The sequence below is a fragment of the Draconibacterium halophilum genome (genome assembly GCF_010448835.1).
Lineage (GTDB): Bacteria > Bacteroidota > Bacteroidia > Bacteroidales > Prolixibacteraceae > Draconibacterium > Draconibacterium halophilum.
The window spans coordinates 2,873,668-2,898,166 of the sequence record NZ_CP048409.1; the positions used below are offsets into that span (position 1 = coordinate 2,873,668).

24 protein-coding genes are annotated in these 24,499 nt (G+C 38.9%); 13 read left to right on the forward strand and 11 right to left on the reverse strand.

What is annotated here, in order from left to right; all coding sequences use genetic code 11:
* Positions 1 to 28: 28 nt before the first annotated feature.
* A complete protein-coding gene (locus G0Q07_RS11475) occupies positions 29 to 757 on the reverse strand; it encodes a beta-L-arabinofuranosidase domain-containing protein (protein WP_163346222.1) in 729 nt (242 codons plus the stop codon).
* 270 nt (positions 758 to 1,027) lie between these two features.
* Between G0Q07_RS11475 and G0Q07_RS11480 the strand changes: the two genes are divergently transcribed.
* From G0Q07_RS11480 to G0Q07_RS11500, 6 genes are read left to right on the forward strand one after another with little or no spacing between them, the layout of a single operon-like run.
* The gene (locus G0Q07_RS11480; protein WP_203532525.1) at positions 1,028 to 2,443 is read left to right on the forward strand and encodes an MATE family efflux transporter; all 1,416 of its coding nucleotides are present in this window, start codon (positions 1,028 to 1,030) and stop codon (positions 2,441 to 2,443) included.
* 24 nt (positions 2,444 to 2,467) lie between these two features.
* Positions 2,468 to 3,532, forward strand: a complete 1,065-nt coding sequence (rsgA, locus tag G0Q07_RS11485) for a ribosome small subunit-dependent GTPase A (RefSeq protein ID WP_163346224.1) — start codon at positions 2,468 to 2,470, stop codon at positions 3,530 to 3,532.
* A 59-nt stretch (positions 3,533 to 3,591) separates the two neighbouring features.
* Complete coding sequence (locus tag G0Q07_RS11490; protein ID WP_163346225.1) at positions 3,592 to 4,068, forward strand: DUF4199 domain-containing protein; 477 nt, start codon at positions 3,592 to 3,594, stop codon at positions 4,066 to 4,068.
* Between the two features lie 6 nt (positions 4,069 to 4,074).
* Positions 4,075 to 4,287, forward strand: a complete 213-nt coding sequence (locus tag G0Q07_RS20330) for a DUF1801 domain-containing protein (protein WP_203532526.1) — start codon at positions 4,075 to 4,077, stop codon at positions 4,285 to 4,287.
* Positions 4,263 to 4,670 (forward strand): YdeI/OmpD-associated family protein, encoded by a 408-nt coding sequence (locus G0Q07_RS11495; RefSeq protein WP_203532527.1) that lies wholly within the window; start codon positions 4,263 to 4,265, stop codon positions 4,668 to 4,670. The genes G0Q07_RS20330 and G0Q07_RS11495 overlap by 25 nt, the downstream gene beginning before the upstream one ends.
* Positions 4,671 to 4,720: 50 nt before the next feature.
* Positions 4,721 to 5,788 carry a DUF2891 domain-containing protein gene (locus G0Q07_RS11500; RefSeq protein WP_163346226.1) on the forward strand — a complete coding sequence of 356 codons (1,068 nt, stop codon included), beginning with the start codon at positions 4,721 to 4,723 and terminating at the stop codon, positions 5,786 to 5,788.
* A 149-nt stretch (positions 5,789 to 5,937) separates the two neighbouring features.
* Here the strand turns inward: G0Q07_RS11500 and rplT are convergent, their stop codons facing one another.
* The 4 genes from rplT to thrS form a co-directional block, all read right to left on the reverse strand.
* A complete protein-coding gene (gene rplT, locus G0Q07_RS11505; protein ID WP_163346227.1) occupies positions 5,938 to 6,282 on the reverse strand; it encodes a 50S ribosomal protein L20 in 345 nt (114 codons plus the stop codon).
* A 130-nt stretch (positions 6,283 to 6,412) separates the two neighbouring features.
* Positions 6,413 to 6,610 carry a 50S ribosomal protein L35 gene (rpmI, locus tag G0Q07_RS11510; protein ID WP_163346228.1) on the reverse strand — a complete coding sequence of 66 codons (198 nt, stop codon included), beginning with the start codon at positions 6,608 to 6,610 and terminating at the stop codon, positions 6,413 to 6,415.
* A 77-nt stretch (positions 6,611 to 6,687) separates the two neighbouring features.
* A complete protein-coding gene (infC, locus tag G0Q07_RS11515) occupies positions 6,688 to 7,254 on the reverse strand; it encodes a translation initiation factor IF-3 (protein WP_317165147.1) in 567 nt (188 codons plus the stop codon).
* Between the two features lie 15 nt (positions 7,255 to 7,269).
* Positions 7,270 to 9,219 carry a threonine--tRNA ligase gene (gene thrS, locus G0Q07_RS11520; protein WP_163346229.1) on the reverse strand — a complete coding sequence of 650 codons (1,950 nt, stop codon included), beginning with the start codon at positions 9,217 to 9,219 and terminating at the stop codon, positions 7,270 to 7,272.
* A gap of 426 nt (positions 9,220 to 9,645) precedes the next feature.
* Here thrS and G0Q07_RS11525 point away from each other — a divergent pair, with 426 nt between their 5' ends.
* The 3 genes from G0Q07_RS11525 to G0Q07_RS11535 all read left to right on the forward strand — a co-directional run bounded on the left by G0Q07_RS11525 (position 9,646) and on the right by G0Q07_RS11535 (position 13,349).
* Entirely contained in the window at positions 9,646 to 9,948 is a 303-nt protein-coding gene (locus G0Q07_RS11525) for a chorismate mutase (RefSeq protein ID WP_163346230.1), read from the forward strand.
* A gap of 3 nt (positions 9,949 to 9,951) precedes the next feature.
* Positions 9,952 to 10,902 (forward strand): aldolase catalytic domain-containing protein, encoded by a 951-nt coding sequence (locus tag G0Q07_RS11530; RefSeq protein ID WP_163346231.1) that lies wholly within the window; start codon positions 9,952 to 9,954, stop codon positions 10,900 to 10,902.
* 242 nt (positions 10,903 to 11,144) lie between these two features.
* Positions 11,145 to 13,349 (forward strand): S9 family peptidase, encoded by a 2,205-nt coding sequence (locus tag G0Q07_RS11535; RefSeq protein WP_163346232.1) that lies wholly within the window; start codon positions 11,145 to 11,147, stop codon positions 13,347 to 13,349.
* 42 nt (positions 13,350 to 13,391) lie between these two features.
* Here G0Q07_RS11535 and G0Q07_RS11540 read toward each other — a convergent pair whose 3' ends face one another.
* Together G0Q07_RS11540 and G0Q07_RS11545 are read right to left on the reverse strand one after the other, a co-directional pair.
* Entirely contained in the window at positions 13,392 to 14,267 is an 876-nt protein-coding gene (locus G0Q07_RS11540; protein WP_163346233.1) for a hypothetical protein, read from the reverse strand.
* A 194-nt stretch (positions 14,268 to 14,461) separates the two neighbouring features.
* Positions 14,462 to 15,295, reverse strand: a complete 834-nt coding sequence (locus G0Q07_RS11545) for a hypothetical protein (RefSeq protein WP_163346234.1) — start codon at positions 15,293 to 15,295, stop codon at positions 14,462 to 14,464.
* A 141-nt stretch (positions 15,296 to 15,436) separates the two neighbouring features.
* Here G0Q07_RS11545 and G0Q07_RS11550 point away from each other — a divergent pair, with 141 nt between their 5' ends.
* Positions 15,437 to 16,114: a DUF6962 family protein gene (locus G0Q07_RS11550; RefSeq protein ID WP_163346235.1), complete on the forward strand. Its 678-nt coding sequence runs from the start codon at positions 15,437 to 15,439 to the stop codon at positions 16,112 to 16,114.
* 61 nt (positions 16,115 to 16,175) lie between these two features.
* The gene (locus tag G0Q07_RS11555; RefSeq protein WP_163346236.1) at positions 16,176 to 18,797 is read left to right on the forward strand and encodes a DUF5916 domain-containing protein; all 2,622 of its coding nucleotides are present in this window, start codon (positions 16,176 to 16,178) and stop codon (positions 18,795 to 18,797) included.
* Between the two features lie 80 nt (positions 18,798 to 18,877).
* Here G0Q07_RS11555 and G0Q07_RS11560 read toward each other — a convergent pair whose 3' ends face one another.
* Positions 18,878 to 21,490 carry a glycoside hydrolase family 3 protein gene (locus G0Q07_RS11560; protein WP_163346237.1) on the reverse strand — a complete coding sequence of 871 codons (2,613 nt, stop codon included), beginning with the start codon at positions 21,488 to 21,490 and terminating at the stop codon, positions 18,878 to 18,880.
* Positions 21,491 to 21,753: 263 nt separating this feature from the next.
* On the opposite strand from G0Q07_RS11560, the gene G0Q07_RS11565 reads away from it, so the two are divergent.
* Positions 21,754 to 22,266 carry a YkgJ family cysteine cluster protein gene (locus G0Q07_RS11565; RefSeq protein WP_163346238.1) on the forward strand — a complete coding sequence of 171 codons (513 nt, stop codon included), beginning with the start codon at positions 21,754 to 21,756 and terminating at the stop codon, positions 22,264 to 22,266.
* Positions 22,267 to 22,277: 11 nt separating this feature from the next.
* Positions 22,278 to 22,697 (forward strand): DsrE family protein, encoded by a 420-nt coding sequence (locus G0Q07_RS11570; protein WP_246222889.1) that lies wholly within the window; start codon positions 22,278 to 22,280, stop codon positions 22,695 to 22,697.
* A 61-nt stretch (positions 22,698 to 22,758) separates the two neighbouring features.
* Here the strand turns inward: G0Q07_RS11570 and G0Q07_RS11575 are convergent, their stop codons facing one another.
* The 3 genes from G0Q07_RS11575 to G0Q07_RS11585 all read right to left on the reverse strand — a co-directional run bounded on the left by G0Q07_RS11575 (position 22,759) and on the right by G0Q07_RS11585 (position 24,416).
* Positions 22,759 to 22,980 carry a DUF2795 domain-containing protein gene (locus tag G0Q07_RS11575; RefSeq protein WP_038562297.1) on the reverse strand — a complete coding sequence of 74 codons (222 nt, stop codon included), beginning with the start codon at positions 22,978 to 22,980 and terminating at the stop codon, positions 22,759 to 22,761.
* 92 nt (positions 22,981 to 23,072) lie between these two features.
* The gene (locus G0Q07_RS11580; RefSeq protein WP_163346239.1) at positions 23,073 to 23,630 is read right to left on the reverse strand and encodes a cob(I)yrinic acid a,c-diamide adenosyltransferase; all 558 of its coding nucleotides are present in this window, start codon (positions 23,628 to 23,630) and stop codon (positions 23,073 to 23,075) included.
* A gap of 84 nt (positions 23,631 to 23,714) precedes the next feature.
* Positions 23,715 to 24,416 carry an ABC transporter ATP-binding protein gene (locus G0Q07_RS11585; RefSeq protein WP_317165130.1) on the reverse strand — a complete coding sequence of 234 codons (702 nt, stop codon included), beginning with the start codon at positions 24,414 to 24,416 and terminating at the stop codon, positions 23,715 to 23,717.
* Between the last annotated feature and the right edge of the window lie 83 nt (positions 24,417 to 24,499).

A 24,499-nucleotide genomic window follows, 5' to 3' on the forward strand; every position in this document is an offset into this window, starting at 1 on the left:
GACGTATTATCAAAGACTTGATTCGATATTAAGGCAAACGCACCGGATATTTTTCTATTGGTAACTCAATTTCTACCAAATCGCCTTGTTTCCATTTTTTAGCAATAAAACAATAAGTGCCGGGTTGTGTAAAATACTTTACTCCTTTTACGGTAACGCTTGTTCCCTCTGCCCATTCCGGAATTCGTATATTCAACTCAATGTAACGTCGTTCTGTCATTTCGAAGTGTAATCGCACACTTCCCGATTCGGGGTATGACGTTTCCTGCCGGAAAGTAACTTCTCCACCAAGTGTATGATTATAGCTTATTTCAATTGGCTCAAACAGGTTCACATAAATATGATCAACATATTTTGTTAGAATGAAATGTTTTATGTATTCCGTCAAAGTCCCTTTTTCAGAAAGGTCTTCTAATACTTGAGCGTATTTTTCTTTACCGGTTAATTCCAGCAACAATCCGTTTATTTCAACCCAGGCTGGTAATGCCTGAATATTTTTAAAACCCTCACTTTTTTTATTTAAAAATTGATCGTATTCGTTTTCAAATGCCTGTAAATCAAATGCTGGATTTTGCGACTCAAACTGGGTTACAAAAGTAAAAAGGGTTTCAAAGGGCCCATAATTATTACTATACTGTTGTGTTACAGTTGTATTGCCGGTTAATATACGTTCCGATTTTTTTGATGGGAAGTGATTTTTGTAATTGCATGAAACAAGTGCAAAAAAAAGAAAAACATAAATTAGTTTAGGATTCATTTGTAGCTACTTTTCAGCTTATTAACATTGATCGGTTCGAAGTGTTCAATAGAATGACGAATAAAAATTTATTGAAATTTGATTTGCTTTATAAGAATTAATTTCCATAACTTTGTCGCATTCAAATAAATGAAAACTAAAAATGAATAACTCAATTAATATCGCCGTCACCAATTGCCGACCGTTCTAAGGTTGGCCCATAGAGATTATTCAATTAGTTAATTCATTTATTTCCATATTTTTACCATGTTACTCAAAAGAGCAAATGTTTTGTCTTTACAACAACTAAAAGACATCGATTTTAAAGAATTATGGGTCGATGTAAAAGAAGCAATTGGAGGTACCGAGCGAGATTTCACTAAAAGCAGCCTCGGCAAAGCTATTTTTATTCTGGCTATTCCTATGGTGCTGGAAATGATCATGGAATCCGTATTCGCCGTAGTTGATATCTTTTTTGTTTCGAAATTAGGCGCCGATGCTGTGGCAACGGTTGGACTCACCGAATCTGTAATGACCATTGTTTACGCCATTGGCATAGGACTTAGCGTAGCAACTACTGCACTTGTTTCAAGAAGAATTGGAGAGAAAAATAAAAAACAAGCCGGTGTTGTAGCTTTTCAGTCCATGCTGGTAGGCTTTATATTTTCAGTTTGTATTGCCATTCCCGGCGTTTTATTTGCCGCCGATTTTTTAAAACTAATGGGCGCAACTGATACGATGGCTGAGGAAGGTTACCTCTTCCCTGCCATCATGTTTGGCGGTAATGCCGTAATCATGCTGCTGTTTATTATTAACGCTGTTTTTCGTAGTTCCGGAGATGCAGCCATTTCCATGCGGGTGATGTGGCTGGCCAATATTATCAATATTATTCTCGACCCATTACTTATTTTTGGATACGGTCCTTTCCCTGAAATGGGACTGACAGGAGCAGCTGTTGCGACTACCATTGGTCGCGGATTGGCAGTATTGTACCAGTTTTATTTATTGTTTAGCGGACACCACCGAATAAGGCTTTACTGGCACAGTTTGAAAGTACGTTTTAATGTAATGTTGAAACTGGTGAAAATATCAGGTGGAGGAATATTGCAAAACCTTATTGCAACGTCGAGTTGGATTTTTCTCGTACGTATTATTGCTGTTTCCGGCCCGGAAGCACTTGCCGGCTATACCATTGCCATTCGTATAATAATTTTCGCGCTGCTTCCTGCATGGGGACTTAGCAATGCAGCATCAACACTTGTTGGGCAAAACCTTGGTGCCAATCAGCCCGAGCGTGCTGAACGATCAGTATGGATAACCGGCTATGTAAATATGATTTTTATGGGCCTTATGGGAATAATACTGGCTGTTTTCCCTGAGTTCTGGATAAAACTATTTATTGGCGAAACTGCCGTAATTGACAATGGTACACTGGCGCTGCGTGTGATTAGTATTGGTTTCCTGTTTTATGCGCTGGGAATGGTTTTGATGCAAGGTTTTAATGGCAGCGGCGATACTATTACCCCTTCAAAAATCAATTTTGTAAGCTTCTGGTTGTTCGAGATACCACTGGCCTATTTCCTGGCAATTGTGCTAAATATGGGCTTGTTTGGTGCCAGTTTGTCGATTGTAATAGCAGAATCTTTTTTGGCGATCACCGCATTGTATTTATTCCGAAAAGGAAAATGGAAACAACGAAAAGTGTAAATTTATCAATTAAGCCTTTTGATCATGAAAAAACAACTACTTCCTGTTTCGATTGAAAACTACATTAAGGAGAATGGAATTTCACTTAACGAGCTTGCGCGGGTTATAACAGTGCACAAGGAACGTTATATTATTCAGGGCGGTACTTCAGTATTTAAAGCCGAAATAACGGGTAATATCCGGTTTGCAGCGCAATCAGGTGCTGATTTCCCGACAGTTGGCGACTGGGTTCGCTTTACACCTATGGACGACGAGAATGCGATCATTCTTGAAATCTTTCCCCGATTCTCAAAACTCGAACGCCAGGCTGTTGGTAAGCATGGCGATATACAGCTTATTGCAGCCAATGTTGACGTGGCATTTATTGTACAAGCTGTTGGTCACGATTACAACCCGAATCGTTTAGAAAGATATCTGGCAGTTTGTTATGCCGGCAATATTCAACCGGTATTGGTCCTTTCAAAGACTGATTTAATTGAGGAAAGCGAATGTAAAGAACTACTCGACGATGTTAAAAAACGGATTAAGAATATTAAAACAATTGCTTTAAGCAACGAAACAAAACAAGGTTTTGATCTTTTGAAAAAGGAACTCGAAGCATTTAAAACCTATTGTTTTCTTGGCTCATCAGGCGTTGGTAAATCAACAATTATAAATCATCTGCTTGATAAGGAAGTTCTCGAAACACGTTCCATTAGCGAAAGTACCAGCAAAGGCAGGCATACAACCAGTCATCGTGAGTTGTTTGTTTTGGAGAATGATAGTATTGTAATTGACACACCGGGGATGCGCGAATTGGGAGTTACAGACTCATCCGATGCTTTAGAAATGACCTTTGATGCTATTTCTGAACTAACTTCAGAATGTAAATTTAGTGATTGCAACCACAGCAATAAAACGGGATGTGCAGTATTAGCAGCCATTGAAAGTGGCGAATTAAGTGAAGAAGTCTACCAAAATTACATGAAACTAAAACGCGAACAGGAGTATTTTAGCAGCACAGTGTACGAAAAACGGCAGCGTGATAAAGAGTTTGGAAAAATGATAAAATTGGTGCTAAGCGAAAAAAAGCGTTCAAAACCAAGATAGCAATTGAACAATAAAGCCTACTTATTCATTCTTTTTAACGAACCAATACTTACGTATTTATGAAGAAATTTGCAATTGAAATTAAATGGGCCATTTTATTTGCCGTCATTCAGTTAGTGTGGATGTTTGGAGAAAGAATAGCCGGGCTTCACGATGAGAATATCTCAAAGCACGCCATTGTAACCAACTTCTTCGCCATTGTAGCAGTTGTTGTTTATGTAGTTGCTCTACTCGACAAACGAAAGAATTCTTTTAATGGAAAAATGACCTGGATTCAGGGGTTTATAAGCGGGTTAATCATTACTTTGGGTGTTACAATACTTACTCCTCTTACTCAATATCTAACTATTGAAGTTATCACACCGCATTATTTCGAGAATATGATTGACTATGCTGTTGCAAATGGTTTGAAATCTCAGGAAGAAGCTGAAGCTTACTTTAATCTAAGAAGTTATATGATACAAAGTATAATCTTCGCCCCTGTAATGGGAATAGTAACTTCGGCAATCATTGCAATTTTTACCCGGAAAAAATAAGGTTTTATGCAGCGCTCAAAAACCGTACAAGAATATATTCTGAATTCCCAATCGAGGCAGGATATTTTAATGGTTCTCCGCGATTTGCTAAAATCCACTGAACTTTCAGAAACCATAAAATGGGGAGCTCCGTGTTACACTGTTAATGGAAAAAATGTTATCGGCCTTGGTGTTTTTAAAGAACACGTGGCTATTTGGTTCTTTCAGGGGCATTGTTAAAAGACGAAGCAAAAGTACTTTTTAATGCACAAAACGATAAAACCAAAGCATTGCGGCAGTGGCGTTTTGTAACTGTCGACGATATTGATGCGGAAAAAATTATAGCCTATGCAAACGAAGCAATCGCCAATGAAAAGCAAAATAGAAGAGTTAAAGTCAACCGAAATAAAAAGCTAATCATTCCGCCCGAATTGGAAGAAGTCCTTAATCAGGATAATCATTTAAAGCTTTCATTTCAGGAATTCTCGCCGGGTAAACAACGCGAATTTGCTGATTATATCGCACATGCAAAACAGGCGAAAACCAAACAGTCGAGGTTGAAAAAGATCATTCCAATGATAAATCAAAACATTGGGTTAAACGATAAGTACCGGAATTGTTAATGGTTATCGAGAATTGTTTTTAATTTCATCATATAAAAATGTAATGTACTATGCGATTATCGATTACACTACTATTTCTATTTATGACCAATCTGCTTTCTGCTCAAAATTCAAAACTTACGTTCGATCAAAAGAAAGTTGAATACCTGTATCATTTTGCCTACGAATGTATCGACCAGGAATATCCAAATAAAACCGGGCATGTGTTGGGTGATGACAGTTATCTGGAACCGCCACGTGTTATGCATCCTGCATTTTATGGGTGCTTCGACTGGCATTCTTCGGTGCACGGACATTGGACTTTGGTAAAGATTCTGACTGAATTTCCGGATTTTGAACACCGCGATGAGATTATAAAAAAACTAAAGAATAATATTACTGCTGAAAATATCCTGAAGGAAGTTGCCTATTTCGACGATGAACACAACAATACCTACGAACGGACTTATGGCTGGGCCTGGTTGCTAAAACTCGATGAAGCTTTGCGCGAATGGGATGATCCGGTAGCACTGGAATTGCAGGCGAACCTCTCGCCGCTGGTTAATCTGCTGTCGGGTAAATTTGGAGAATTCCTTGACAAGTTGATTTACCCCATTAGAATTGGCGAACACAGTAATATTGCTTTCGGAATGTCGTTTGCTTACGATTGGGCAAAAAAATACAATACTGCACTGGCAACTAAAATTGAAAGAAAAGCAAGAGAATATTACAGTTCTGATTGTGATTGCCCGCTAACCTGGGAGCCGGGTGGATTTGATTTTCTTTCGCCATGCTTACAGGAAGCATCGATCATGTTAAAAATACTACCTCAAAAAGAATTTAAACAGTGGCTTAAAACATTTCTGCCAAAGTTTGAAAAACACCCTGATAAATTCCTTGAAATTGCTAAAGTAACCGACCGAAGTGATGGTAAACTCGCTCACCTTGACGGCTTAAACTTTAGCCGTGCCTGGTGTTTGTTCGAAATGGGCTACGCCTTAAATAACCAAAAATTGGTAGATTTTGCAGATACCCATTTTAACTACAGTTTCGAAAAAATGGATTCCGGAGAATACGCCGGAGCGCATTGGCTGGCATCTTTTGCAACTTACGCATTAGAAAAAAGCCACAATAAATAGTTGTTTCTTATAAATCTGATTAAAATTATTCGATAAGATTGAGGTGACAAGTAATTTTAGGCAAGACATTTCGAACCCAAAAAAGTCATAAAAAAAGCCCCGACGGTACCGTCGGGGCTTCAATGTATTTCACCTAAATAATAAAGTCTTTATTTTACTTTTTCAACGATTGCTTTGAACGCCTCAGGTTGGTTCATGGCCAAATCGGCAAGTACTTTCCTGTTAATTTCAATGTCGTTCTTTTTTAACAATCCCATGAATTGTGAATACGACATTCCTTCCAATCGCGTGGCAGCATTAATACGCTGAATCCACAATGCACGGAATGTTCTCTTTTTTACTTTTCTATCGCGGTACGCAAACTGTTGACCTTTTTCCCAGGTATTTTTTGCAACCGTCCAAACGTTACTACGCGAACCGAAATAACCTCTAGTTTTTTTCAGTAATTTTTTTCTTCGGGCGCGTGATGCTACATGATTTACACTTCTTGGCATACTTTTTACTTTTTTGATAATCGGCGCCTCCCAATTTTATCGGGAATACTTTAAAGCACAATTATCTGGTTTTAACTCTTTTACCTCTCTCAATTAAAAGGTTTATTAAAGATCAATCAAAAATGATTGATTACTTCATGCACAACAAAAGTTTTACGTTGCTTTCATTTGTCTTATCGATAGTTGTCCAATAAGTCAAATTACGCTTACGCTTTTTACTTTTTTTAGTCAAAATATGACTTTTGTAGGCGTGCTTCCTTTTAATTTTACCACTTCCGGTTATTCTAAAACGCTTTTTAGCACCGGAATTCGTTTTCATTTTTGGCATAATTCCTACTAATTAAAATGTTATCAAAGAACTTTATTATATATGGTTTAACCCCAAAAACAAGTCTCGTGCGAAACTTATTTCTTTTTAGGTGAAATAAACATTGTCATTCTCTTTCCTTCCAGTTTTGGCATTTGCTCAACGGTTCCCCATTCTTCAAGTTCTGTTGCCAATCTCAGCAATAGAATTTCGCCCTGGTCTTTAAATAAGATCGACCGTCCTTTAAAGAATACAAACGCTTTCACTTTTGCTCCGTCCTGAAGGAATTTTTCAGCATGTCTTAGTTTAAACTGAAAATCGTGCTCATCAGTTTGCGGACCAAAACGTATTTCTTTTACCACAACCTTTGTGGTTTTTGCTTTCATCTCCTTTTGTTTCTTTTTCTGCTGATAAAGAAACTTCGAGTAATCAATAATTTTACAAACCGGTGGATCAGCTTTTGGTGAAATTTCTACTAAATCCAATTCCAATCCGTCGGCAATTTTTAATGCGTCTCGTAATGGATAAACTCCTGGATTTTCAATATTCTCTCCCACTAAACGAATTTGTGGCACCCTGATCTTGTGGTTAATCCGGTGTTGCGGTTCCTGCTCTCTTCGTGGCTGGAATTTTCTTCTCGGACCTCTTCTTTTAATAGCTATAATGCGTTCCTCCTTAAGTTAGTTATACAATCCTGATAATTGATCTCTTACTTCTTTATTAATAAATTCTGCGAACTCCTCCATTGTCATTATTCCTTTGTCGCCTTCGCCTTGTCGGCGCACAGCAACGGAATCCGACTCTGCTTCTTTTTCTCCTACAATCAACAGATAAGGAATTCGTTTTAATTCGTTGTCTCGTATCTTCCTACCAATCTTTTCGTTACGATCATCAACAACGGTGCGAATATCGGAAATATTTAGAAATTCTGAAACTTTTTTAGCATAATCGTTATACTTTTCACTGATAGGTAATACTACCACTTGCTCTGGTGTTAGCCACAGCGGGAACTTACCTGCTGTGTGCTCAATTAACACAGCCACAAAACGTTCCATCGATCCGAAAGGTGCGCGGTGGATCATTACCGGGCGATGACGGTTATCATCGGCACCAATATATTCCAGTTCGAAACGTTCCGGAAGGTTATAATCAACCTGAATAGTTCCTAACTGCCAGCTTCGCCCCAATGCATCTTTAATCATAAAATCGAGTTTTGGGCCGTAAAATGCAGCTTCTCCCAATTCGGTAACCGTATTCAATCCTTTTTCTTCGCAAGCTTCAATAATTGCCTCTTCTGCTTTGTCCCAGTTTTCGGGCGACCCGATGTACTTTTCGGGTTTTTCGGGATCGCGCAACGAAATTTGCGCTGTATAATTTTCAAAGTTTAATGCTTTGAAAATGATAAATATAATATCGATTACTTTCTTAAACTCATCTTTCAATTGATCCGGACGACAGAAAATATGTGCATCGTCCTGCGTAAAACTGCGTACACGAGTTAAACCGTGCAACTCGCCACTTTGTTCATAACGGTAAACAGTACCAAACTCGGCCATACGCACCGGAAGGTCTTTGTACGAACGGGGCCATGCTTTGTAAATTTCGCAGTGGTGCGGGCAGTTCATCGGCTTCAGTAAGTACTCCTCTCCTTCTGCCGGTGTACTTATCGGCTGAAAAGAATCTTGTCCGTATTTTTGGTAGTGACCTGACGTTTTGTATAACTTTACATCGCCAATATGCGGTGTCATCACCTGGTCGTAACCATATTTCTTTTGCACTTTTTTCAGGAAATTCTCCAGTTGCTCCCGCAATTGTGCACCTTTTGGCAACCACAGAGGAAGTCCTTGTCCTACAGATTCTGAGAACATAAACAATTGCATTTCCTTACCAATTTTTCGGTGGTCGCGTTTTTTTGCTTCCTCCAGCATTTCCAGGTATTCCGTAAGCATTTTTGCTTTTGGAAAAGTAACACCGTAAACACGGGTAAGCATTTTATTTTTTTCGTCGCCACGCCAATATGCACCTGCAATAGCCGTTAATTTAATAGCTTTAATATAACTGGTATTTGGCAAGTGTGGCCCGCGGCACAAATCGGTAAAATTCCCCTGGTTGTACAAAGTTATAGTTCCGTCTTCCAATTCACTAATCAACTCCTGTTTCAGCTCATCGTTTTTGTTAGTGAACATGTCCAAAGCATCTTCTTTCGAAATTTCGGAGCGCACAATATTATTTTTCTGACGCGCCAATTCAAGCATTTTTTGCTCGATTTTTTGCAAGTCTTTTTCAGAAAGAACTTTTCCGTCAGGTAGATCGATATCGTAATAAAATCCTGTTTCAACAGTTGGACCAATACCAAATTTAGTACCCGGGTAAAAAACTTCAATAGCTTCAGCCATTAGGTGCGCTGAAGAGTGCCAAAAAGTTTCTTTACCTTCTCTGTCGTCCCACGTGTGCAGTTTGATGCTGGCATTGCGATCAATTTTCCGCGACAAATCCCAAACATCGCCATCAACCGAAATCGACAGCACATCTTTTGCCAGGCGGTTCGAGATCGATTTGGCAATCTCTAAACCACTAACAGGCTCTGCAAACTCGCGTACACTGTTGTCAGGAAGTGTAATTTTTATCATTTTACTGTTACTATTTTTTGTTTCAATATTGCTATTGAAATCCATCTGTTATTCCAATTGTTGTAAATCAAATACAGTCAGAAGTTTTCGTAATAAAAATCTTCTTATCCAAACCTAAATTACTTTTGCGCGGCAAAGATAATCAATCAATCCATACAATAAAGCATAGTGGACTTGCATATTGGGCAATTGTAACGTTTTTTCAACACTGCAGTGTTAAATCCCTACTTCATAAAAACCACAAACAACTTCCACCAGAATATGAAGCGCGTCCAGTACTTTCATATTGAAATATATTTATCATTTTATTGTTTAAATTAATACCAAATAGCCACATTAGATTGCATATTAATTCTTTTATCGACATTTTATTGATTTCTTTGTGACAGACAGCAATACTATCAAAAGATTATAACTTTTAAAAATATGGAGTTCAAAGATCCGGATAACTGTCAGTCTCTTGAGGAAATACGACAGGAGATTGATAAAATTGATGAGCACATAATTTTGCTTTTTGCCGAAAGACACAAATATGTTGAAGCAATTGTTCGTTTTAAAAACGACAAAAATGCAATTATTGCACAGGAACGAAAAGATGCAGTAATTCAACTACGCCGAAAGTGGGCAGAATCGAAGGGATTAAATGCCGACGTTTTTGAGCAGATTTACACCCTTTTGGTTGAAAGCAACATTAATCATGAAATGGAATTATTAAAGGAAAAAAAATAAGTAATGTATAAAGCAGACATAAAAGTAATGGATTGTACAGTTCGCGACGGGGGACTGATGAACAAGTGGCAGTTTAGCGACGATTTTGTGCGTGGTGTTTATAAGGGTTGCGTTGAGGCAGGTGTAGATTACATGGAAATTGGTTACAAAAGTAGCGAATCGGCTTTTTCGAGAGATGAAGTTGGACCATGGAAATTTTGCGATGATAAAGACTTACGTCGTGTTGTTGGCGATAACGATACGAGTTTAAAACTCTCGGCAATGGCCGACATTGGTCGCATTGATCCGGCTGACATTCCTCCTGCAAACGAAAGTCTGATTGACATGATGCGCGTTGCCTGTTACTGCCATCAGGTAGATAAAGCCATTTGGCTCGCAGAGCACTGCATGGACAAAGGTTATGAGGTTACTATAAACCTAATGGCCGTTTCGAAAGTGAATGAAGCCGACCTGGATGAAGCGTTGGCCGACTTGGCAAAATCGCGCGTACCAATAATTTATGTGGTGGACAGTTTTGGCAGTTTGTATTGCGAAAGCATTGAGAAGCTGGTAAAAAAATATGCAGCAGCAATGCCCGGTAAAGAGTTGGGTATTCATGCGCACAACAATATGCAGTTAGCGATGTCAAACACAGTAACATCGCTGATCAATGGCGTTACTATGCTTGATGCCACTTTATTAGGAATGGGACGCGGTGCCGGCAACTGCCCCATTGAGATTCTCATCGCATTTCTTAAAAACCCGAAATACAGGTTGTTACCGCTACTTGACGCGATTCAGACACATGTAAAACCATGGCAGCAAAAAATCGATTGGGGTTACCATATTCCATATCTGATTACCGGAGCCATGAACGAACATCCACGCAGTGCCATGAAATGGATGGATTCGGAGCAAAAAGACGACTTTGTTTCGTTTATGAAAGAAATGCATGACTACGAATTGTTAGAATAGATTTAAATATTTGGATTAAAGCGAAAAAGGATGCGCTTGTTATTGACCAGTAACAAGTCTGCATCCTTTTTTTATTGATGTTGTTACGTACCACTTCTACTTCTCAAAACATCTCTTCGCATTAGCTGAAAACTACCACTCCATTATTTCAAATTTCTGCCAAATTCATTATTATTAGCCTGGAGATTGAACATTGGACTAACATTTTTCTATTTTTGTTCACCATACAAAACACAAAAATAATGAAGAAACTGCTTATTTTATCGGTCATATTTTTGACTTTTTTTACGCTACAAGCGCAACAGCCACAAAAAATTTCGTTAGAAGACATTTTTCAAAAAGGCACTTTTCGGGCAAAGTCGGTTTATGGCTTGCGTTCGATGAACGATGGCATCCATTACACTACCCTGGAAGAACAATCAAAAATTGTAAAATACAGTTACAAAACCGGCGATGAAATTGAAGTCCTTTTTGACATTACCAAAATAGACGATGCACCAATTTCAGCTTTTTCCGCTTACAAATTCAGCGATGACGAAACCAAAATATTACTTACAACCGAGCGCAAATCAATTTATCGTCGTTCTTACACTGCAGAGTTTTATGTATGGAATTCAGTTACCGAAGAACTATCACAACTCTCGGATAAAGGAGCACAGCAATTGGCAACATTTTCTCCCGATGGAAATTACATTGCTTATGTGCGCGACAATAATATTTTCATCAAGAATTTAAAGTTTGGAAGCACACACCAGGCAACAACTGATGGTAAATATAACGAGATAATAAATGGTGCTCCCGACTGGGTTTACGAAGAAGAATTTGGCTACAACAAAGCATTTTGGTGGTCGCCCGACAGTAAATTCCTTGCCTACGTTCGTTTTGATGAAAGAGAAGTACGTGAGTTTTCCATGCCTATGTACGCAGGTGCAGCACCAACACGCAGCGCTAATAAATTATATCCCGGAGAATACACGTTTAAATACCCAAAAGCCGGTGAAACCAACTCAATGGTAGAAGTTTACTCATATGAGGTAAAAACTAAGATTGCAATTAAAGTTGATATTGGTGAAGAAACGGATATTTACATACCGCGGTTAAAATGGACGCCCGACGACAACGAACTTGTTGTGATGCGCCTGAATCGTCATCAAAACCAAATTGATATTCTATACGCCAATCCCTTCACCGGCGACACACGTAATTTTCTGACAGAAAAAAACGACCGTTACATTGCTGAAGATTTCCTTGATGCATTCACTTATCTTGCCGATGGTAGTTTTGTAGTACAAAGCGAACGCGATGGTTGGTCGCATTTGTATTTATACGATAAACAAGGTTTTGAAATCACACAGCTTACCGAAGGTGAGTTTGATGTAACAGATTTTTATGGTTATGATGAAGATAAGGAACTTTATTATTACCAGGCTGCAGCCGAATCTCCTTTGCGTCGAGAGGTTTATTACATTAGTGAGGACAAAGAGGAAAAAGGAAAACTATCGACTCTTGAAGGTACAAACAGAGCTGTTTTTAGCACTAATTTTAAATACTTTATAAATTACTATAGTAGTGCTAAAGTGCCCAACTTCATTACTTTGCACGAAAATAAAAAAGGCGAGCAAATCCGCTTTCTGCAAAAAAATACGGTATTAAAAAACACAATCAAGAATATGAATATTCCTCAAAAGGAATTTTTCACTTTCACAAGTTCTGAAGGCGTTGAGCTGAATGGCTGGATGATAAAACCCAACGATTTTGATGCATCGAAAAAATACCCGGTTTTTATGACACAGTACAGTGGCCCCAATTCGCAAAGTGTTACCGACTCATGGGGAGGCGTTAGCTGGAACGAATACCTGGCACAAGAAGGGTTTCTTGTGGTTTGTGTCGATCCGCGCGGAACCGCTGCTCGTGGCGAAGATTTCAGAAAAGTTACTTATATGCAGCTAGGAAAATACGAATCGGACGACCAGGTGGAAGCAGCAAAGTACCTTACTACCCTGCCCTATGTAGATGCTGAAAACATCTCGATTTTTGGGTGGAGCTATGGTGGTTTTATGACACTGTTAACACTTGAAAAAGGTGGCGATCTGTTTAAAGCCGGAATTGCCGTTGCTCCGGTAACCAGCTGGCGCTTTTACGATACGGTGTACACCGAGCGTTACATGCGTAAACCAGAGGAAAACCCTGAAGGTTATGACGAGAATTCTCCACTTTCGCATGCTGGCGATATAAAAGGAAATTTATTGATAATACACGGAACTGCAGACGATAATGTGCATGCACAAAACACTTACGAGATGTCAGAAAAAATGGTGCAGGCCGGTGTACCGTTCGATATGGCCATGTATACCAACCGAAACCATGGAATAAGAGGTGGCAATACAAGCATGCACCTCTACAACAAAATGGTGAATTTTCTGAAAGATAATTTGATGGAGAAGTAAACAGCAAAAAACGGGCTGCTAAATGATTTAGCAGCCCGTTTTTTATTTCATGTAGTTTTTATAATACTCGGTCTTTTCTTCATCGCCAAACCGAGCATAAATATTTGCCAGGTAACCGGCATATTCTTTCCCGGGTTTTATTTTCCACAACTTTTTTAAATAAGGTAAAGCCTTTTTGAAATCGGCAGTTACCAAATCCAGTTCTTTTAAAAGCGAGTTGTAGTTTTTACGGGTTTTGTTTTTGTTGTATTTCGCCATTTCGCGCTCGTACCTGTTTTGTCCGGCCCAGTAATATTTTTTGGCGTTCCATTCCAGAGCTTCCAGGTGATCTGCATTTTTTTCGAGCAATACATTTGCAAGGCTATCACAAACAGCATCGTGCTCCAATGCTTTATTTACCGCAAAATAGTTTTCAATGTTGGACTCTTCATTTTTTGAAACGCTATCCATCATTTTCCACACCTTAAGCGCTTTTTCATTCGCATCAATTTCAGTGTAGATTTCCAATAAGCGGGCATTTACCTCGTTATATTCAGTTCCATAATTTTCAGTAATATATTCCAGTGCCGATAATTCTTTCGATAAATTATCCTGTTGTTTATATATAGCTGCCAGTGTTTGATACATACCGACATCGGCATAATTTTTATACCTTGCCTGATCAAACCAACTAATTGCCTGCGCCAAATTATTAGCTTTAAATGCTGTTTTTGCCGCTTGTGCAAAATCGGCACCTGCTACATCCTCAATATCAGTTGCATTAAAATAACTTGCCCAGGCCGCCATTGCCTGCGAAAAATTTCCTGCTGCTTCAAAATTTGTTGCTTCAGTTTTTTGGGTGATAAGTACTTTCGGTGCTCCACATGATGCCAGAAAAACAGCCATTGCTGCCACCCATAATAATTTATTTTTAGCCATAATTAAATAATTTCGAGGGCCAAAACTAAATAAATTATTGAAAAACACCTTTGATGAAGCGACTTCTCTACTAATCGTTAACTTGAAATCATCGATTTAAACAGCGTATTTCCATGCTTCGAATTGAGGAAACCGATTTATTTTGCAACCAATGTTTTTTACTATTGCACTATATATTGATCTGATTAATAGACTTATTGCCCGAAAGCATTGAAAAATTCATCCGTATCCTTAATGCTCTGAATACCCAATATCCAGCAAACTTCGGAGAGGTCGGAGAAATCAAGACCTCCGCTGGCAATGGCTTCATTATTGTATCTGCCATCTTTGCCGTTGTATTTCAAACCAATTTCAACAGCCAGCCGCCACAACTTTATTAACTCAGGATCTTGCACTTTCGTTTTCCATGCGCTATAACCCGGAGTTCTAAATCCCGGAGTCCCATTACCTTCGGCATTTCCATCCGGTATTTTATGGTAATTGCTGTGTGCTTTCACAAAAGCCAGGCTTTTTGCCGAGGTTACATCCTCATTCCAGTCGCTATGTTGCACAATGTGAATTCGTTCTGCAGTATTAATATCGGGTGTTTCTTTTTGAATGGCTTTTATTAACTCTGCTGAAAAATCAGACTGCCCGGCCTCTGCAATCCAAACACTCCCCCCTTTTTGCAAACATTCCAGCGTTACATTTTTCATCTCCTCAACCGCTTTTTCTCTGTTCGCATGTGCATCTGACCATCTCTCATCAAACGCTTGCTGAAACAGCTTATTTGGCGGCACATACAATCCTTCCTGAATACCATATGTACCTGCAACAGCAAAATAATTGACTGCATCAAATTCATGATTGGATAATAAAGTTTTTAAGGCAGCTGCCGAATGGATATCATCAACATCAGTTTTGCAGTCAAATTGCATTACCAGCAAGTCTTTTTCGGTATTAAATCGTTTTTCGTTGTGCTGCTGGTTAGCCCATGAAAAATAAGAAGTTAAAATTGAGAGTAAAATAAAAATACAAGCTTGTCTCATAATTTGGATTTCTCGTTGGTTATTTTGATTTTTGATAAAGCTAAACAATAAATAAAAATCTGTACCATTTTTGACCAAAAATAATAGCAATCCATAATTCTTAAAACATAATGTGTTAATTACTTAAACACACAAAAATTAATGGAAGAAATAAACACAATATTCCTGTTTGGAATCAAAATCGACGAACCTGTTGTTACACTCACCGATCTTCTTGTTTCGGTGTTGTGTTTTATATTTGCTTACAAAATTCACAAGCAAAATAGACCCGAAAAGGTATTTACCTATTTCAAACTTTATTTTTTAATTATGGGAATTGCCACTGCCTTAGGAGGACTAATCGGTCATGCATTTTTGTATCATTTTAGTTTTTACTGGAAATTACCGGGATGGATAACCAGTATGTTTTCAATAATGTTTGTTGAACGGGCAGCTATTGAACACACTCGTATTCAACTCTCAAAACAGATTGTAAAGATTTTGGGTATTCTGAATATTGTAGAGTTTCTAACCTTTTTAACGTTAACCATTGTGACACTCAATTTTTTTTATGTAGAGTTTCATTCTGGTTATGGTTTAATGTTTATTGTGCTCTCGCTCGAAGGATTTTTATTCATCAAAACACGTAATAAAGCCAGCAAGTTTATGCTTATTGGAGTGGCATTTGCAGCTGTTGCCGCTTTATTTTTTATGAATGAAATCGTTATACATCAATGGTTCAACCACATTTCTGCCAGTCATGTTTTAATGGCGGTAGCGGCATGGTTCTTTTATCTGGGAGCCAACAGAATAAATATGCACAACAATCACACTCATTAATTGTAATATTTTTTAGTGTAACAAAATCTTATTTTGGCAGTCTTATTGAAAAACTATTTCAATGAAAATTGCGACTGTCCTCTTATTCTTTGTATTCATACAAACTATATCTGCACAGGAAAAACGAACTTACAAAGCGACAACCGCTGATAACCTGAACCTTACTATTAACGGTTTTTTTGACGAGCCGGAATGGCAAAATGCCAACTGGGAAAACGATTTTATTCAGCACGAACCTAACGAGGGTAAAGCGCCAACCCGGCAAACAGAATATGCTATTTTATACGATGTCAACAATCTATATGTGGCAATACGTTCGTTCGATGTTCCGGACAGTATTTCTATGCGAATGACGCGGCGTGATGAAACAGATGGCGATCTTGCCGGCTTATATATCGACTCCTATTTTGACAAACGCACCTCTTTTGCATTTATCGTTTCAGCTGCCGGCGTGCGTTCGGATATGGTTAATACCAATGATGGCGATAACGAAGACAGTACCTGGGATCCGATCTGGTATACAAAAACATCGGTTACAAACAACGGATGGAATGCAGAAATGCGAATCCCGCTCACCCAGCTTCGATTTGAAGAAAGTGAAGAACAGGTTTGGGGACTAAATGTATTCCGTTACATTTTTCGGGAGGATGAACTTTCATCGTGGCAACCGATGAAACGCGAAATGGCAGGTTTCACTTCACAATTTGGCATTTTGCGGGGAATTGAAAATATTAAGCCACAAAACTCACTAAGTTTAACTCCATACATGGTAGCTCGCACCGAACGCTTTGAAAAAGTACCCGAAAATCCATTTCTGAAAACAGGAAAATCGAATGGTTTTGATGCCGGTTTGGATGCAAAAATAGGCCTCACCAATTACCTTACCATGGACCTTACAATTAACCCCGATTTTGGGCAGATTGAAGCCGATCCGTCGCAGGTAAATTTAAGTACGTACGAAACTTTTTTCCGTGAAAAACGACCATTTTTTATCGAAGGAAATAACATACTGTCATACAAACTTGCTTTTGGCGATGGAGATCAATCCGCCAATAATCTGTTTTACTCACGTCGAATTGGACGTCGTCCAAATTACTCACCCAACTTAGCTGATGATGAATATGCCGACACGCCGGACTTTACCAGAATATTAGGGGCTGCAAAAATCACCGGAAAAACAAAAGGTGGTTGGTCGATTGGCTTAATTGAAAGTGTTACTGCCGAAGAGATAGCAGAAATTAAAGGAATATCAAACAACAAAACTCAGTCGGTTGAGCCTTTAACTAATTATTTTGTAGGTAGAGTACAAAAAGATTTTAATGAGGGAAATACCTATATCGGGGGAATGCTTACCGCCGTTAACCGGAATATTAATGATGAACACCTTGAGTTTCTTCATAAAAGTGCATACACCGGAGGAATTGATTTTGTGCATAAATGGCACAACAAAGACTGGATAATTGATGCCGGGGTTTATTTTAGCCGCGTTGAAGGCAGCAAAGAAGCTTTGCTGAATACTCAAACTTCTTATTCGCGCATCTATCAGCGTCCTGATGCCGACTATGTCACACTCGATTCAACACGAACCTCGCTGGCAGGAACCGGCGGAAAACTAACCATCGGAAAAACAGGTGGAAAATTTAAGTTCGCTGGCATATTTAGCTGGAAATCGCCGGGGTTAGAAATTAATGATATTGGCTACACCCCCGAAGTTGATGAAATTATGCAGGCCTTTTGGGCTGGATATCGCTGGTACGAACCCTTTTCTATTTTCAGAAGTATGGGGCTTAATTTTAATCAGTGGAACAATTATGATTTTGGTGGAGATTTACTCGGGGCAGGTGGTAACATTAACGGACATGTACAGTTTAAAAATTTTTGGAATGCATTTTCAAGTGTAAATATAAACGGCGAGCAGCTTTCGCATTCAGCTTTGCGAGGTGGCCCTTCAATGAAACTTCCCGGAAACCACAGCTTTTATGCCGGTATTTTCTCAAACCCACAGAAAAAGTTCACCTATGGTGCCGATGGAGGAATGAACTGGAGTAATGAAAAAGATTTCTTCTCGAGTAAAAGTTTTGAAGTAGAATTTGGGTATCGCCCAATAAAAGCCATGCAAATTGAAATTAGCCCAGAATACGGTGTAAGTGATAACAAACTTCAATACATCACCCAACAAGACTATCGGAACGACAAACGTTATATAATGGGTAGCATTAAACGCAAAACATTCAGCACCTCCATTCGAATAAATTATAACATCACTCCCGATCTTACCGTGCAGTTTTGGGGCCAGCCTTTTATTGCAACCGGCGATTATGATGATTTCAAATACATTACAGTTAGTAAAGCTCCTGAAATTACTGATCGATATTCCTTGTACTCAAGCGAACAGATTAGTTATGATGTCGAAAACTGCGTTTATAACATTTTTGAATCGACGAGTGGAGAACCCAGTTACAGCTTCGACAATCCTGATTTTAATGTAAAAGAATTTCTCTCAAACCTGGTAGTTCGATGGGAATATCGACCGGGATCGATGATTTACCTGGTATGGTCGCAAAACCGCGAAGCGTACAACAACATGGGTAAATTTGAATTTAGTAACGACATTAATGATCTATTTGATCAGAAATCTCATAACATCTTCCTTGTGAAATTTTCGTATCGCATTGGAAGATAAATTACTATGCGAAGGGTAATAAAAAAGGCCGTTTCCAGAGAAGTTCCTGAAACGGCCTTTACTATTTATGAACGACGTTCTTAATCCATGAAAGTTTTTTCTCCTTTCAGTTCAATTGTTTTTGAAACACCATTTAATCCTTTTCCTGCAGGTTGACTTCCTCCAACAAAAAGAGTAAAATCTCCTGGTTCAATAACCCTTTTATCATCTACGCCAATAATTGAAAACTGACGGGGCTGTAGAACAAACTTTACCGTTTTTGTTTCGCCCGGTTCCAAAGCAATACGCTGAAATCCCTCCAACTGGTATTTCGGACGTAATGTTGATGCGACTACATCTGTTAAATACAATTGCACAACCTCTTCGCCTTTTTCCTGTCCCGAATTGGTGACTTTTGTACTTATTTCAATGACATTTCCAATTTTGGCCTTTTTATCCAGTTTCAAATCTGAATAAGTAAATGATGTATAACTTAAACCATAGCCAAACGGATAAAGCGGCTCACCATTAAAGTATTTATACGTACGGTTATCCATATCATAATTTTCGAACGAAGGCAACTGATCAACTGATTTGTAATAGGTAACCGGCAGTCGTCCTGCGGGATTGTAATCGCCCATTAGAACATCGGCAACAGCATTTCCTCCCTCCTGCCCCGGATATCCGGCAGAAAGAATTGCGTCCAGGTTTTCATCAGCCCAGTTAACAGCCAACGCACTTCCGTTTAATAAAACCAGAATTACCGGTTTACCGGTTGCTTCAACAGCTTTCATAAGTTCGCGTTGTGTTGCAGGAAGTTTTAAATGTGTGCGGTCTCCACCTTCAAAACCATCCACTTCTATTGGCATTTCTTCACCTTCAAGACGTTGAGAAAGCCCCAGTACCAACACCACAGCATCGGCTTTTTGAGCCACTTCTACTGCTTCCTCTTTCATATTTTGGTTAGGCATGGCCCACAAAAGCTTTGCATCACCATCACCTTCATCGTTGGCATACTCGTATACAAACTTATACTTTTTACCGGCTTCCATTTTCACGCCTTTCTCATGATGAAAAGCATGATGTTCTGAGTTATGATTTAATATTTTTTCTCCTTCCAGCCAAATATCGAGTTTTGGCATTCCCCAGCAGCCAATTCTATACTCTCCCGAAACCGGCGGTACAATGTACCCTGTCCAACGCACACTAAAATCATCGTCGTTTAATTCCGCTGTCGGCGCTCCCGATTCCCAATAGAAATCAATATTTTTATCAATTCTGGAAAAAGCAGCTTCACCCTCCAGTTTTGCATTATTAAAATACTCACCTTTTACTCCTTGTGTGCCTTTTTCAGTTTGTAAAAATTCAGAAGGGATAGCACGAAGGTTACTTATTCCATTTGCCAAATGACTTCCTTCGGCATATAAAATAGTTGTATTCGATAATTTATTTTGTAATCCCTTAAGTACTGTGACCGGATTTTTTGCAATCCCATTGTAATTTCCAACCAGCGACTCCCAGTTATCAGCATTGGGGCCAATAACAGCAAGCGTTTTAATGTCGGTTGAAAGCGGTAATGTGTTATCCTTATTTTTAAGTAAAACAATACTTTTGCGGGCGGCTTCCAGTGCAAGTCTATTATTTTCTGCTGAAGTATTAACCGAAAATGGAATTTGTGCATAAGCCACATCTTCTTTAGGATCGAACATTCCCAGTTTAAAACGGGCTTTAAACAGCCGTTTTACAGCCACATCAATTTCTTTTTCAGTTATCAATCCGCGTTCTACTGCCTCGATAAGATGACGATATGAATTTCCACAATTTAAATCAGTACCGGCTTTAACCGCAACTGCCGATGCCTCTGCAGCATCTTCCGAGTAGTCCTGAAAAGTGTAAAAGTCGGAAATGGCCCAACAATCAGAAACAATGTATCCATCAAATCCCCAATCGTTGCGAAGAATACTATATAACTCGTTGCTGGCACAACACGGAACGCCTTTAAATTGATTATACGCTCCCATTACCGAATAAGCGCCTCCGTCTTTTATTAACATCCGGAATGCAGGTAAATAGGTTTCGTGTAAATCACGTTCGCTTACCAATGCGTTGAATTCATGACGCAAAGGTTCCGGCCCCGAATGTACCGCATAATGTTTGGCTGTAGCAACCACTTTCAGGTACTTCGGATCATCGCCCTGAAGTCCTTTTACAAACTCAGTTCCCAGAATTCCGGTGAGAAACGGATCTTCGCCATAAGTTTCATGTCCTCGTCCCCAGCGCGGATCACGGAAAATATTTATGTTAGGCGACCAAAAAGTAAGTCCCTGGTATATTCCCCGTTTATCACGACGAACAAACTCATGGTGTTTTGCCCGTGCTTCATCTGAAATAGCTACTGCTACCCGGTTAACTAAATCGGTATCCCACGAGGCCGCAATACTTATCGATTGTGGAAAAACGGTTGCATAACCGGCCCTGGCAACACCGTGTAAACACTCGTTCCACCAGTTGTATTCGGGCACCTGCAAACGTTCAATCGCTTGTGAAGTGTACTCCAGTTGATCAACTTTTTCCTGAAGTGTCATTTGCGATACCAGCATATCAACACGCTCTTCCGTAGGAAGCGATGGGTCTAAGAAGTCGAGATTTTCATTTTGCGCATATAGACTAAACGCACAAAAAATTAGGATTAGGTTTAAAATTGATTTTTTCATCTGTTTATAATTGTTCTTTTAGTTGGTGACAGACACAACACGCATGCACTGTTTTTATAAGTTTCTGAAAATTTTATTACATGCCCGTTTCATTCTAGAAATTGCTATTCTGTTCTATTCTGCGTAAAAGATTACAAATATACGACTAATTGAATAATTTGCTTTCTAAAAAAAGATACTTCTCTTTTAATGATAGATAAATTTCATTTTCACCCCTTTTCGTTTGATTGCTTACCTTTGCAATTGCATAAAATGTAAAAAATATGGATTATACAGCATACAAAACATTACAAAACGACATTGACGAACTATCAGGAAAACTTGAGAGGCAACACAAAAAGCATATGAAATGCAAAGCAGGCTGCGACCTGTGTTGTATGGATTACAGCATCTTTCCGGTAGAATTTTACAGCATTGTTAAAGCCTTACAAAAACGTAAAAACAAACCTAATATTAACACGAAAAACGATGAATCAAGCTGTATTTTTCTGAACGACCACAAATGTGAGATCTATGCTGAACGACCAATAATATGTCGTACTCACGGTCTTCCATTATTATACATGAACGAAGATAATGGATGGGAATTATCGGCTTGCGAACTTAATTTTACCGAATTTGACATGGAGGATTTTGCTGAAGAGAACACATTTCCGCAAGATAAATTCAACAGTAAATTGTTTTTATTGAATAAAGAATTCATTACTAAGAGCAAGTCAACAAATTACTCGGAGTTTGATTTAATTCCAATAAAAGAAATAGCAAAACATATTTAAAACCTAAGATTATGAAACGTAATTTTCTACTTTTACTTTTAACCTTGCTTTGCAGCGTGGCAATGGCAACAAATAACAAATCGATGGAAGAAAATAAAAATAAATTGGCGGTACTGTGGACTAGCGGCGATCCGGAAGTGGCAGAAAAAATGGCATTTATGTACACCTACAATGCCAAAAAGCAAGGATGGTTTGATGAAGTAGTTCTTATTATTTGGGGACCATCGTCGAAACTAGCAGCTGAAAATGAGATGATTCAGGATTACATTAAAAAGATGCAGGAAATAGGTATTAAAACAGAAGCCTGTTTATACTGTGCAAAAATGTATGACGTTGACGAGAAACTTACCAAACTAGGTGTGGATGTAAAAGGCATGGGAGTTCCACTTTCGGAATATTTAAAGGACGGATGGAAAACGTTAAGCCTGTAACAAAGACTAAAAAAAGCATCCACCAACAGATGGATGCTTTTTTAGTATCATTTCTTAATGCTTAGTATTCGTCTTCATTAAAAAAGAAATCATCTTTGCTCGGATAATCCGGCCAAATATCCTCAATACTTTCATACATCTCACCTTCGTCTTCAATTTCCTGAAGGTTTTCGATTACCTCAAGTGGAGCGCCTGAACGTATTGCATAATCAATTAATTCGTCCTTTGTTGCCGGCCACGGTGCATCTTCTAACTTCGATGCTAATTCCAGAGTCCAATACATGTGTCTATAGTTTTATGTGGTTAAACTCGATTTTTACTTTGGCGCGAATATAGTAAAAATTAGACACGAATAAACTTTCCTGAAAAAAAATATCAATACTCCCAGGTTGTTTCACTAATCCCTTTGTCATGACCGAGTTTTCGGGCCAATACAAACAGATAATCCGAAAGCCGGTTAATGTACTTAATCAATTCGGGCTGAACAGGAGTTTGTTCTGAGAATTCAACGATTCGGCGCTCCGCTCTCCGGCATATCGTACGTGCCATATGGCACTGAGCTGCTGAGAGTTCTCCTCCCGGAAGAATAAAATTGCTTAATTCAGGTAGTGTTTCATGATAATCGTCAATTGCTTTTTCAAGCACTATAATATCCTCATTTTTAACTATTAGCTGTGCCGTAAACGCTTCTCCTTTTTCATCAGAAGCCAGTCGCGAACCAATGTTGAAAAGTTTATGCTGAATTTTTAGCAGTAAATCTTTTATCGCAGAATCCATTTCAAACGATCGGATAACGCCAATGCACGCATTTAATTCGTCAACTGTCCCGTAACTTTCCAAACGCAAATCGTATTTTTTAACGCGGCTGCCACCAACAAGTCCGGTTGTACCGTCGTCGCCGGTTTTTGTATATATTTTAAAATCTCCTGACATCTTTCTTTTCTTACAAATTATGAAACATAAAAAATCCCGAGATGTTTACATTCGGGATATAATTGTGTAAACGCTTTTACAAAGTTAATAAATCGGATCCTCATTAATTATGTCCGACTCAACCTCTCCATCTTTTAGCCGAATTACACGATGGGCATGTAATGCAATTTCTTCTTCGTGGGTAACCATTACCAGGGTGTTCCCTTTTCGGTGAATTTCGGCAAACAATTTCATTATTTCTTCCGATATTTTTGAATCAAGGTTACCGGTTGGCTCATCGGCCAGCAGCAAAGCCGGCTTATTTACCAATGCCCGGGCAATGGCCACACGTTGGCGCTGTCCACCGGAAAGTTCGTTGGGTTTGTGTTCCATACGATCCTGCAAACCTACATCTACCAATGTTTCTTCAGCCATTTTTTTACGTTCGGCTTTGCGCTTTCCGGCATAAACCAGTGGCAACATCACATTTTCGAGTGCTGAGTTTCGAGGTAAAAGATTAAATACCTGAAATACAAATCCGATCTCTGAGTTTCTGATTTCGGCCAAACTGTCGTCCGACAAGCTGCTTACATCTTTTGCGTTTAAAACGTAGGTTCCGCTGGTTGGTGTATCTAAACATCCAATAATGTTCATTAGCGTTGATTTTCCTGAGCCTGATGCTCCCATAATCGCCACGTACTCGCCTTTGTAAATATCAATAGAAACCGAACGAAGTGCCCGTACTTCCTGCGTACCAACCTTATAAGTTTTTACAATGTTCTCAAGATGAATAATTTTTTCTGGCATAGCTTTGTTTTATGTATTTGTAGTATTTTGCTTTGTCGCATTACATGTACTGACTGATTCGATGATAAAAATATGATTTTCCG